The following is a 12,196-nucleotide window of genomic DNA, read 5'->3' on the forward strand; positions in this document are numbered from 1 at the left end:
CAGATGCTCTTCTATTTTTCCAAACAAAAAAACTTTAACATTAAACCATTTATCTTTTTATTTGTCTAAAAATAGAACCTAATCAAAACAAAATTATGAAAACGACTATTAAACTATTAGCTATTACTGCTTTTATGGCTATTTCCTGTAATAGCGATTCCGACGTTACCAACAACAACGGAAACAATCAGGATACCTCTATTAGCGCAGATGTAAAAGCGCAGATCATAGAAGAAGATGTAGACGGAATAAAAGAAGAAGTACTTTCCGCGAACGGTTATTATGCTTCCAAAAACGAATTGCAGCTTCCTCCGTCAAACTGCAGAACAATAACACAGGAAACCTTAACAGACGGCGGTAAGAAATTCAAAGTTGATTATGGCACCGGCTGTATTGACACACAAGGAAATAACCGGACAGGCATTATTTATATCGTGGTTCACAACAACACAACTACCGGCATAATCAATGCAGCTATAACTTTTGACAATTACTACATCAACAGCAATAAAGTGGAAGGCACTATTGATGTTACAAGACAAGTCATCGATAACATCCCTACGCATACAAGAAATACCGATATCAGTATTATCCAGCCTGCAAACGGAGGAACCATTCACAGAACCGGTGACTTCACGATTGAAAAAATTGCCGGGGCATCAACACCTTTGGTTTTCACAGACGATGTTTTCAGTATTGACGGAACAGCTACTACTACAATGGCTAACGGAACACTACTGCAAATGGAAATTACAGAACCGCTAATCAGAGACTTAAGCTGTGGCAATATTACAAAAGGGAAAAAGACCCTGGTAAGAAACTTGCAGACCTACATTCTTAACTATGGCAGCGGTGCCTGCGACAACGTTGCTATTCTTACATTACCGGACGGAACACAGTTAACAATCAATATCTAATAAAAAAGGCTCCTTAAAAAGAGCCTTTTTTTTATTATTTCAATTCCAGCAAAGCATCCCGGAATGCCTCTGCATATTCCTTAACCACATTTTTATCAAAATACGGTTCTTCATCAATACGACCGATACAGTTAATTCCGGTGCGGTTTAAAATAAGCGATTCCGTATCGGTATTTTCAGCCCCGTTAAAAATAATTCCGGCTACTTTCAGTCCTTTAGCTTTTAAAGCTTCTATCGTCAGCAAAGTATGATTGATACTTCCCAGATAATGACGCGACACCACGATTACTTTATAGTCCGGCCGGATCAAATCGATAATACTATCGTTATCATTCAGCGGAACAAAAATACCGCCGGCACCTTCAATAACCAGATGATTCTTGGTTTTAGGCTCTTTTATCGTTGTCATATCAATCGTTAGCCCGTCAATTTTCGCTGCAAGATGCGGACTCGCCGGAGTATTCAAAGCATACGCATTATCAAAAATATGCGTTTTGGAATTGGATATTTTATCCTTAATCTTATGACTGTCGGAGTTATCCAGATCACCGGCCTGTACCGGCTTCCAGTAATCCGCTTCCAGCGCTTCGGTTAGTATGGCTGAAGCAATTGTTTTCCCTACATCAGTCCCGATACCTGTTACAAATAGTTTCATCATTTTTTAAATTCAAAATTACAATTATCGCATTTATATTTATACTTCGCATAAAAAGGCAAAATCAAAAAGAGCAGACTCAAAACAAACGAGAAAATCGATCTGGCATCGTCCACTACCGTTAACAGCTGCACTTTTTCTGCCCCGCAATTCGGGCATTTAATCAGCCCTCCTTCATTCGTCATCGAATATTTACTAATCTTCGACAGAATTTCTTCGGCTGCCGCAAAGTCCTCTTCTCTGACAAACAGTTTTACACCGCCAACAGCATTACTAACGAGCGGATCGGTATCAATCGTAAAATTATCCCGCATAAAAACTGCAATTCCTTCCGATTCCAGCCTGCCTTTATAGATGATTGCTTCCGATGAATACTGAAAGCTTGCTATTTTCCTAAACAACGGTTTTTCACCCATTATACTAAATCCTTTAAAATTCTTAAAACATCCGAAATTTCTTCTTTCGAATTATAACTGTGAATGCAAAAGCGCAAACGCTCCTGCCCTTCCGGAACGGTTGGAGACAAAATGGCCTTAACATCAAATCCTCTTTGTTCAAATTGCTTTGCTATCGATTTAACCCGTTCATTCCCGGGAATAACCGCCGACTGAATCGCCGATTTACTCCGGATAAACAAGGGTTTTAAGCTCTGTAAATTCTTTTCCTGATTGAAATGAATAATATTCTCTTTCAGCTTTTCAGGCAAAGCCGTTTCTTCATTCAGCTTGCCATAAGCAATCCCGATTGTCGCCACGGCATGCGGAGACAAGGCTGTCGTGTAAATAAAGCTTCGGGAAAAATTCACCAGGTATTCCTGCAGCTTTTTACAGCCCAGTACAACGGCTCCATGGCAGCCCAGTCCTTTCCCGAAAGTCATGATCCGGGCAAAAACCCTTTCGTGCAAATCCAGAAACTGGACCAACCCTGCCCCATTGGGTCCAAAAACGCCTAAGGCATGAGCTTCATCGATTACTAAATAACAATTATATTGTTCCGCAAGCAGTACCATTTGTTCCAATTCCGGCGAATCGCCATCCATCGAAAAAACACTTTCCGTTACGATATAAATAGTCGGTTGATTTTCCTGAAAACGAATGATCAGCCGTTCCAGGTCTTCCAGGTCGTTATGTCTGAATTTATAAGCCCTGGCATTCGAAAGCTGTATCCCGTCCCGGATGGAAGCATGACTCAGTTCATCAAATAAAATGATGTCGCCTCTTTGCGGCACACTACTCAAAAAACCAACATTGGCATCATAGCCGGAATTAAACAGCAAAGCACTTTCCGCTTTATGGAATGCGGCAATTTGCTGTTCCACTTCTTCACAAAGGATATGGTTTCCGGAAAGCAATCGCGATCCGGTTGCTCCGTTTGCCATGATGTTCCTGCCCGTTAAAAACTGGTGTACTTCCTGAAAAAGCACCGCTGATTTCGAAAATCCTAAATAATCATTCGATGAAAAATCAACCGGACAATGTTGCCCGGGCAGCTTTCGCAGTGAATTCGCTTCGGTTCTTAACTGCAGCCTGGCAGATAATGATGAGGGAAATGCTTTCATAAAGCAAAAGTAGGCATCTTTTTTTCTCCTTTTACAACTGCCAGCATTATAGACACCCTTCCAGTAACCAGGTATACCGCAATATTTTATAAATCAGGACTAAAACAGTAAAATGCATTTTTTAATGTAAAATTTACTTAATTTTGAAAACTATTTAACATTAAACCAAAAATAATAATGAAAAAACAACTACAACTAGCATTACTATTGCTTTTTTCATTTTCCGTAGGTTTTTCCCAGTCGAAAAATTTATGGAAACCGGTAGACGGGAATCAGCTCGCCTCCAGCAAAAAAGTCAATCGTAGTTCTTTTCCAAGATCTTATGCTTTATACCAGCTGGATCTTACCACTTTAAAAAACAATTTAGCCGGAGCCCCGGTTAGGGGAGTCTTTCAGGGCAAATCCAATCTGATTATTGAATTGCCAAATGCGGACGGAATTCTGGAACATTACCGTGTGATGGAAACCCCGATCATGGAGCCGGCACTTGCCGCCAAATATCCGATGATAAAATCGTATGCCGCTCAGGGAATTGAAGATCCTACTTCGGTTGCCCGATTTTCGGTAACGCAATTCGGACTGCACAGCATGACCATGTCCGGAGAAAAAAGTACGGTTTACATTGATCCGTACACAGAGGACAGACAACATTATATCGTGTACAGCCGACAGTCCTTAAACAAGGAAAACGAAGACTTTACCTGTTTAACAGATGCGGGAATTAAACTGCCTTCTTTAACCAATGACAAAATTGTATCTCCGGAAAGCGCCCTTAATACAGACGACAAAAAGCTAAGAACATACCGTTTAGCACAATCGTGTACTGCCGAATACGGAAACATATTTGCCGGAACCGGAACCGATGCTCAGAAGAAAGCAAATATCCAGGCACAGATGGCCATTACCATGACCCGTGTGAACGGTGTTTATGAAAAAGATTTAGCGATTACTTTGGTATTCATTGCCAATAATGATTTACTGATCTATTTCGGAAGCACTACCAGCGACCCGTGGAACGGAGAATACAACGTTCAGACAGGGGTAACCATTGATGCCAATGTTGGCTTCGGAAGCTACGATATTGGTCACAACTTCAACACTTCCGGTGGTGGAAATGCGGGTTGTATCGGGTGTGTATGCAGCACCAATTCCAATCCAAACAGCGGAAACCACAAAGGAACCGGAATGACCGGAAGATCAAATCCAACAGGCGATGCTTTTGATATTGATTATGTTGCCCATGAAATGGGACACCAGTTTGGAGGCTATCACGTGCAAAGTAGTTCAGTCTGCCGTTCCGGAAGCGGTTTAACGGAAGTAGAGCCGGGATCCGGTTCTTCGATCATGGGTTATGCCGGGATTTGCGCTGCCAATGTACAGGCGAACAGTGATGATTATTTTGCTTATGTGAACATCCGTGATATCTTAAACAATGTAAAATCCGGTGTGAGCTCCAGCTGTGCCCAAATAACGAATATCACCAACAATCCACCAACAGCAGATGCCGGAAGGGATTATGTAATTCCAAAATCTACCGCTTTTATGCTTACGGGTTCCGGAACAGATGCCGATGGCGATGCCCTGACCTATACCTGGGAGCAAAACGATCCTCAGAATCCAAATACTACGGCTGCCCCGACACCTACAAGAGCTAACGGACCAATGTTCCGTTCTATTAAAGGAACCGGCTCACCGGTGCGTTACATGCCGAGCTTAAATACTGTTTTAGCCGGTAATACGGCAAACACATGGGAAGTATGCCCTTCTATAGGCAGAACCTTAAATTTCTCTTTAACAGTAAGAGACAATAAAGCGGGCGGCGGACAAACGGCTTCCGACCTGATGAAAGTTACCGTAAACGGAACAGCCGGACCATTCCTGGTTAGCGTCCCAAACACGAATGTATCCTGGCAGGCCGGAACGAACCAGACAGTAACCTGGGATGTAGCCGGGACCACTGCCAACGGGGTAAATGCGGCTTATGTTGACATTTATTTATCTACGAATGGCGGAACTTCTTTTCCTACATTATTAGCCAGCAAAGTTCCTAATGACGGTTCGGAAATAATAACCGTTCCGAATACTCCGGGAACACAAAACAGAATAATGGTTAAAGGATATGACAATATTTTCTACGATCTATCCAACACCAATTTCACGATTACCGCACCTGGCAGCACACATACAGCTGCTTTCAACGGGGTATCAGGAGAACAGAACAAAACGATCTGTACCGGTTCTAATATTGCCTACAGCATTGCATATACTGCTTTGGGAGGTTTCAGCGGAAGTACAACGTTTAGCGTAGCCGGAAATCCACCGGGAACAACGGTTGCCTTTTCACCGGCTTCAATAAATGCCAACGGAACCGTTACAATGACCGTGAGCAATACTACAGCAGCCACTCCAGGCTTCTATACCTTAGCTGTAACGGCTACTTCCGGAGCTACTACTAAGAATGTTAACTACTATCTGAATCTTTTAAATTCTAATTTTGGTACGATGACTCTGACCGCACCGGCTAATTTAGCTGTCGGACAAAACACGACCCTGAATTTAACCTGGACAGCAAACAGCAATGCTACATCCTATGATGTACAGGTAGCTACCGATAATGCGTTCACGAACATTGTTAGCACCGGAAACACAACTACTGCCAGCTATACCGTATCGGGATTAGCAGAAGCGACTAATTATTTCTGGAGAGTACAGCCTAAGAACGATGCCTGCATTGGTACTTACAGCAGTCCGTTCAGGTTTACAACCGGACAGATAACCTGTACTACAAACGCATCAGCAAACGTTCCTTTAACGATCTCTACTACCGGCGCACCAACTATCAACTCCACCCTAAATATCCCTTCCGGGGGCGTTATTTCAGACGTAAACATTACGATGAATGTGACCCATACCTGGATTAATGATTTAACGGCAACTCTGATCAGTCCGACCGGAACACAGGTACAGTTATACAGCCGTCCGTGCAGCAATGCCGACATTCAAAACATCGTTGCTACTTTTGACGATGCCGGCACTACGGTTCTTTGCGGCACAAATCCGGGAATTTCCGGAACGGTTATGCCAACGCAGACACTATCTTCCTTTAATGGTCAGAATTCAACCGGTACATGGACCTTGCGGATTTCCGATGCCTTTAATGAAGACGGAGGTGTATTGAACAACTGGAGTTTAAACATTTGTACGATCAGCCCTCTTGGCACTACAGAAAGCAAATTAAACAACTTTGTGATCTATCCGAACCCGAACAATGGTTCTTTCCAGGTTCAGTTTAATCCGGATGCATCCAATACTATTGAAGTGCATGTTTTTGATATCAGCGGCCGCCAGATTTTCAAAAAAGACTTCCAGGGAACGAATCTTTTTAACGAGTCTATCAATTTACAAAATACACAATCGGGTATTTATCTGGTAACGGTTAAAAATGGTGATCGCCAGGAAACGCAAAAAATAATAATCAGATAATACAACTGCAAAAGGCTTTCTGTTACGAAAGCCTTTTGTTTTTTATTACACATAGCAACAAAAAAGCCCGGCAATTGCCGGGCTTTTCTATTCAGTATATCATTGTATTAGTCAGCTAAAACAATAACTTTATTATCATTCATTTCTACTGTTCCTGAATTAATCGGTAACCAATAGGTCTGCTCATTAATCTTGTTGAATTTACCTGCAAATTCTTTTGCAATTTTCAAACCAGAGCCAACGATTTTGATATTACCTTTTCCCAATAACGACACAATTGGCGCGTGGTTATTTAACATTTGGAACTCACCATTTACTCCCGGAACAGCTACAGAAGTAACTTCTCCTTTAAATAAAGTGGCTTCGGGTGAAACTATTTCTACAATCATAATCTTTTTAATTGGTAATTGATAATTCTCAATTGATAATCTTCAATTGAATGACTACGCTTCAGCTAACATTTTTTGTCCAGCTTCGATAGCATCTTCGATGGTACCTTTTAAGTTGAAAGCTGCTTCCGGTAAGTGATCTAACTCACCGTCAATAATCATGTTAAATCCTTTGATAGTATCTTTAATATCAACCAATACCCCCGGGATACCTGTAAACTGCTCCGCTACGTGGAAAGGTTGAGACAAGAAACGTTGTACACGACGTGCTCTTGATACAGCAAGTTTATCTTCTTCAGACAACTCTTCCATACCTAAGATCGCGATGATATCTTGTAATTGTTTGTATTTCTGTAAAATCTCTTTAACTCTTTGTGCACAGTTATAGTGATCGTTACCTAAAATTTGCGGTGTAAGGATACGGGAAGTAGAATCCAATGGATCTACTGCAGGATAAATACCTAACTCAGCAATTTTACGAGACAATACTGTTGTAGCATCTAAGTGGGCAAATGTTGTAGCAGGTGCCGGATCCGTTAAGTCATCCGCAGGAACGTAAACCGCCTGTACAGATGTAATAGATCCTTTTTTAGTTGAGGTAATACGCTCTTGCATCGCACCCATTTCTGTTGCTAATGTTGGCTGATACCCTACCGCTGATGGCATACGTCCTAATAACGCAGACACCTCAGAACCGGCTTGTGTAAAACGGAAGATATTATCAACGAAGAATAATACGTCTTTCCCCTGACCTTCACCAGCTCCGTCACGGAAATATTCCGCAATGGATAATCCTGATAATGCCACACGTGCACGAGCTCCTGGCGGCTCATTCATCTGACCGAAAACGAAAGTAGCTTTAGACTCTCTCATTCCGGCTTTATCTACTTTAGATAAATCCCATCCTCCATTTTCCATAGAGTGCATGAAATCATCACCGTATTTAATAATTCCTGACTCTAACATCTCACGAAGTAAGTCATTTCCTTCACGTGTTCTTTCTCCTACTCCAGCGAATACAGAAAGACCTCCGTGACCTTTTGCAATATTGTTAATTAACTCCTGAATCAATACTGTTTTACCTACTCCGGCACCACCAAACAATCCAATTTTACCTCCTTTTGCATAAGGCTCGATCAAATCGATTACTTTGATACCTGTAAATAAAACTTCTGACGAAGTTGATAGATCTTCAAATTTTGGAGCCTGACGGTGAATTGGCAAACCATTCTCACCTTCTTTTGGCAAATCTCCAAGACCGTCAATAGCGTCTCCGATTACATTAAATAAACGTCCATAAATATCTTTCCCAATTGGCATTTGGATTGGAGCTCCAGAAGCCACAACTTCTTGACCTCTACTTAATCCATCTGTTGAATCCATTGAGATAGTACGAACTGTATCTTCACCAATGTGAGACTGTACTTCAAGTACTAATTTTGAACCATCTTTTTTAGTGATTTCTAATGAATCATAAATCTTTGGAAGTTCGGCATTTTGTGTGTTGAATACTACGTCAACCACTGGTCCGATAATCTGTGCAACTTTTCCTATTCCTTTAGACATTGCTTATGTATTTATTAAACAGCTATTTACGTTTCTTGAAAAAACCTCTTTTTTCAGAGCGCAAAGATAGTTTTTTATATGGTAATTTTGCAATATAATTTTTGAATTTTTATAATAAAAAAGCGGATTTCAAAAAAACCCGCCTTATTTATTTACTCTACAGTAACCGATTTCGCCAGATTCCTCGGCTGATCCACGTTACAATTACGCATTACTGCAATATGGTAAGACAATAGCTGTAAAGGAATTGTCGCCAATATAGGCGTTAACGCTTCGGCAGTATCCGGAATCTCAATAATATGATCTGCCAGTTCCTTAACCTGAACGTCACCCTTGGTCACTACTGCTATAATTTTTCCGCTTCTTGCTTTAATCTCCTGGATATTACTCACTACTTTATCATAGTGATTTTGTTTCGGCGCAATAACCACAACCGGCATTTGCTCATCAATAAGCGCAATCGGTCCGTGTTTCATTTCTGCCGCCGGATAACCCTCAGCATGAATATAAGAAATTTCTTTTAATTTTAACGCACCTTCCAGGGCTACAGGGAAATTATACCCTCTACCCAAATAAAGACAATTTGGCGCATCTTTATAAATTCCCGCAATTGTTTTTGCGATTTCATTACTTCCTAATGCCTCTTCAACTTTTTCCGGAATCAATTCCAATTCCAGCAAATAACGCTGATAATCGGAATTATTCATTGTTCCTTTTGCTTTAGCCAGACGCAATGCGATTAAGGTTAAAATCGTGATTTGCGTAGTAAATGCTTTCGTAGAAGCCACCCCGATTTCCGGTCCGGCATGCGTATATGCTCCGGCATGTGTTTCACGGGAAATAGAAGACCCGACAACATTACACACTCCGAAAACAAAAGCTCCTTTTTCTTTTGCTAATTTAATAGCTGCCAAAGTATCTGCTGTTTCTCCGGATTGCGAAATAGCAATCACGACATCATTCGGATAGATAATCGGGTTTCTGTATCGGAATTCTGAAGCATATTCCACTTCAACAGGAATTCGTGCAAATTCTTCCAAAACATATTCAGCCACTAAACCGGCATGCCAGGAAGTACCACACGCAATAATCAAAATTCTGTTAGCGTTCAGGAATTTCTCCAGATTATCCTCAACACCTGCCATTTGAATAATACCTTTATTAGCCAGTAAACGACCTCTGTAAGTATCTTTTATAACACTTGGCTGCTCATAAATTTCTTTTAACATAAAGTGATCGTAACCGCCTTTTTCTATCTGCTCCAAATTCATTTGAAGTTCCTGAATATAAGGATCCACTAAAGAGTCATCTTTAATTTTACGCACTTTCATCGGCTTGTTCAAACGAACAATAGCCATTTCTTCATCTTCCAAATAAATCGCATTCGTAGTATACTCAATAAACGGAGAAGCATCGGAAGCAATAAAGTATTCGTCTTCACCAATACCAATTGCCAACGGGCTACCCAAACGGGCTACTACAATCTCATTTGGCTTTTTCTTATCAAAAACAGCAATGGCATACGCCCCCACTACCTGATTCAAAGCTTTTTGTACGGCTTTACCCAGTTTCAGATTTTCCTGTTTCTGAACATCTTCAATAAGGTTAATTAAAACCTCCGTATCCGTATCCGATTTAAAAACATAACCTCTCTTGATCAATTCTTTTTTAAGAGGCTCATAGTTCTCTATAATACCGTTGTGAATAATCACCAAATCACCTGAATTTGAAAGGTGAGGATGCGAATTCACATCGTTTGGAACACCATGGGTAGCCCAACGGGTGTGCCCCATACCAACAGTTCCGTTAGTTGTTATTTCTGTAGCCACTCTCGCCTCTAAATCGGAAACTTTTCCTTTTGTTTTAGAAAGCTTCAAATCTTCTCCATCCCACAAAACAACACCGGCACTATCGTAACCTCTGTATTCAAGTCTTTTAAGACCTTTAACGATCACAGGATAAGCTTCTCTGTGACCTATATAACCTACAATACCACACATAGTCTATTCTGGTTTAGTATAATAAATTTCTAATTTTAATCTTTTATCAGCATCAGTACTGCTTGTACCGTGCAACACTGTTCCCAACGGATTTACCACTGATGAAACCGGAAGGAATTTCACATTATAACTATTGGAATGCAACGGATCAGTCATCACAAAAGGATTTCTGAAATAGGCACTCTTAACATTATTAATATCTTCCATAACAACCAATCCTACCCTAACATTCGTAGAATCCTTATTAATAAGGTTGTTCACATACTGTGTTAATCGTATTTTATAACGGATGGCTTTCTTATCACCGGTCGTTTCTCTTTCAACCAATCCGCCAAAAACAACTTTACTCCTTTTCGGAAGTGTTGTATTGGTAGTACCGTCATAATTATAATCCAACAGTACTTTATTGTTTTTCATATCATACAGATAAATACGCTCCGGTTCGTTTTTCACATTATGCATCGCTGTTTTATCCACATAGAAAGTCAGATTTGCTTCGTTAAGCAATATTTTTTTGCTTCTCAAATCATTCAACTCCGTATCATTAAACAAATCGATATAGGAAACCGAACCCTGTCCGCCTTTCAGATAAAGACGATTGCTACCCGACTCTGTTGGAAGACTATACGTATTATCCATAAAGTTAACCGTAGTTCCGGTTAAATTCAGAACCAGCGTTTTTCTTGTTCTGGCCGAAGAAGTAGTCGCAGAAGGATCTACTTTATAACGAATATTAATTTTGGCTTTCGAAAAATCAAGCATTGCCATAGCAGCTTCACCCGGAATTCCTTCAGCCTGGAAATACAATCCTCTGAAATACTCTTTAAAAACATTGTTATTCAACAACTTATCTGCCGGTGCATTTAAGATTTTTGTCTGGAAAAAGTTTTTATCCAGATCCAGCCACATACCCGGAGCAAATCGCTCTAAAATAACCCTGTTTGCAATATCATCATTCGCTATTACCTGACCGGCTGAATTCAGATATTCACCAGCCGCATTCAGTTTATAAAGAATTGTTTCATCTTTACTAAAATAGAACGCATCATTCTGATTCGCAGGACCATTATTCAAAACCTGTGTCCCTCTGTTACTTTCTACTAAATTTTTCTCATCCGAATAATACTTCTGAACATCATCACCCCCGCCGTTCGGATCGAACGTTCGCAACATATATTTCGATTCGTAAACCTTCAATTTAAACTTAGAATCCTCACCATAAACCGAATCCAATTCATAAAGACGTACGCCGTTTCCATCGGTTCCCGTTTGTTTGCTGAAATAAGGTACATAAACCCAAACAGAATCAATAACCGGATTATCTCCAATTGTAGGTGCTCCGGCAACTAACTGAACCTGCGACACAAAGTGGGCTTTTGTCTCCCCAAAAGCATCACTATTCATGACACCTAAAAGATTTACAGGTAAATTATTGGTCTGAACCGGACCGGTTGCTTTATTGTAAGCTGTTAACGTCTGCCCGATATATTTGTCTATTGCAAAATTCTCTTCCCCTACCAGATCAGATCCTATAGTATTAAAATCTTTATCGCAGGAAAACAACAAAACTGCCGTTAACGATAAAAGCAACTTTTTCAACAATGAAATTCTATTCATATTTTATCAAT

At 40.5% G+C, this 12,196-nt stretch carries 9 protein-coding genes; 2 read left to right on the forward strand and 7 right to left on the reverse strand.

Annotated elements, in window-relative coordinates; genetic code table 11:
- The first annotated feature begins 95 nt into the window (after positions 1–95).
- Positions 96–917, forward strand: a complete 822-nt coding sequence (locus B3394_RS14105; protein ID WP_177731268.1) for a hypothetical protein — start codon at positions 96–98, stop codon at positions 915–917.
- 34 nt (positions 918–951) lie between these two features.
- On the opposite strand, the gene bioD is transcribed toward B3394_RS14105, so the two are convergent.
- The 3 genes from bioD to B3394_RS14120 are packed head-to-tail and all read right to left on the reverse strand — an operon-like array spanning position 952 to position 3,130.
- On the reverse strand, positions 952–1,572 hold the full coding sequence (bioD, locus tag B3394_RS14110; protein WP_286925669.1) for a dethiobiotin synthase: 621 nt from the start codon (positions 1,570–1,572) through the stop codon (positions 952–954).
- On the reverse strand, positions 1,572–1,973 hold the full coding sequence (locus B3394_RS14115) for a DUF2007 domain-containing protein (protein WP_286925656.1): 402 nt from the start codon (positions 1,971–1,973) through the stop codon (positions 1,572–1,574). The genes bioD and B3394_RS14115 overlap by 1 nt, the downstream gene beginning before the upstream one ends.
- Positions 1,974–1,987: 14 nt before the next feature.
- On the reverse strand, positions 1,988–3,130 hold the full coding sequence (locus B3394_RS14120) for an aminotransferase class I/II-fold pyridoxal phosphate-dependent enzyme (protein ID WP_286925657.1): 1,143 nt from the start codon (positions 3,128–3,130) through the stop codon (positions 1,988–1,990).
- Between the two features lie 177 nt (positions 3,131–3,307).
- On the opposite strand from B3394_RS14120, the gene B3394_RS14125 reads away from it, so the two are divergent.
- Positions 3,308–6,613 (forward strand): reprolysin-like metallopeptidase, encoded by a 3,306-nt coding sequence (locus tag B3394_RS14125; protein WP_286925658.1) that lies wholly within the window; start codon positions 3,308–3,310, stop codon positions 6,611–6,613.
- Positions 6,614–6,720: 107 nt separating this feature from the next.
- Here B3394_RS14125 and B3394_RS14130 read toward each other — a convergent pair whose 3' ends face one another.
- The 4 genes from B3394_RS14130 to B3394_RS14145 form a co-directional block, all read right to left on the reverse strand.
- Positions 6,721–7,002 (reverse strand): F0F1 ATP synthase subunit epsilon, encoded by a 282-nt coding sequence (locus B3394_RS14130; RefSeq protein WP_177731260.1) that lies wholly within the window; start codon positions 7,000–7,002, stop codon positions 6,721–6,723.
- Between the two features lie 54 nt (positions 7,003–7,056).
- Positions 7,057–8,568 (reverse strand): F0F1 ATP synthase subunit beta, encoded by a 1,512-nt coding sequence (gene atpD, locus B3394_RS14135; protein ID WP_177731258.1) that lies wholly within the window; start codon positions 8,566–8,568, stop codon positions 7,057–7,059.
- Between the two features lie 152 nt (positions 8,569–8,720).
- Positions 8,721–10,568 carry a glutamine--fructose-6-phosphate transaminase (isomerizing) gene (gene glmS / locus B3394_RS14140; RefSeq protein WP_177731256.1) on the reverse strand — a complete coding sequence of 616 codons (1,848 nt, stop codon included), beginning with the start codon at positions 10,566–10,568 and terminating at the stop codon, positions 8,721–8,723.
- Between the two features lie 3 nt (positions 10,569–10,571).
- The gene (locus B3394_RS14145) at positions 10,572–12,185 is read right to left on the reverse strand and encodes a DUF4270 domain-containing protein (RefSeq protein WP_286925659.1); all 1,614 of its coding nucleotides are present in this window, start codon (positions 12,183–12,185) and stop codon (positions 10,572–10,574) included.
- Positions 12,186–12,196 lie beyond the last annotated feature (11 nt).

The organism is Flavobacterium sp. UBA4197 (assembly GCF_002379575.1).
Taxonomy (GTDB): Bacteria; Bacteroidota; Bacteroidia; order Flavobacteriales; family Flavobacteriaceae; genus Flavobacterium; species Flavobacterium inviolabile.

Coding starts and splice junctions, on each gene's coding strand:
- B3394_RS14105 (WP_177731268.1), top strand. CDS start 96: ATGAAAACGACTATTAAACTATTAGCTATTACTGCTTTTATGGCTATT.
- B3394_RS14130 (WP_177731260.1), bottom strand. CDS start 7,002: ATGATTGTAGAAATAGTTTCACCCGAAGCCACTTTATTTAAAGGAGAA.
- atpD (WP_177731258.1), bottom strand. CDS start 8,568: ATGTCTAAAGGAATAGGAAAAGTTGCACAGATTATCGGACCAGTGGTT.
- glmS (WP_177731256.1), bottom strand. CDS start 10,568: ATGTGTGGTATTGTAGGTTATATAGGTCACAGAGAAGCTTATCCTGTG.
- bioD (WP_286925669.1), bottom strand. CDS start 1,572: ATGAAACTATTTGTAACAGGTATCGGGACTGATGTAGGGAAAACAATT.
- B3394_RS14125 (WP_286925658.1), top strand. CDS start 3,308: ATGAAAAAACAACTACAACTAGCATTACTATTGCTTTTTTCATTTTCC.
- B3394_RS14145 (WP_286925659.1), bottom strand. CDS start 12,185: ATGAATAGAATTTCATTGTTGAAAAAGTTGCTTTTATCGTTAACGGCA.
- B3394_RS14120 (WP_286925657.1), bottom strand. CDS start 3,130: ATGAAAGCATTTCCCTCATCATTATCTGCCAGGCTGCAGTTAAGAACC.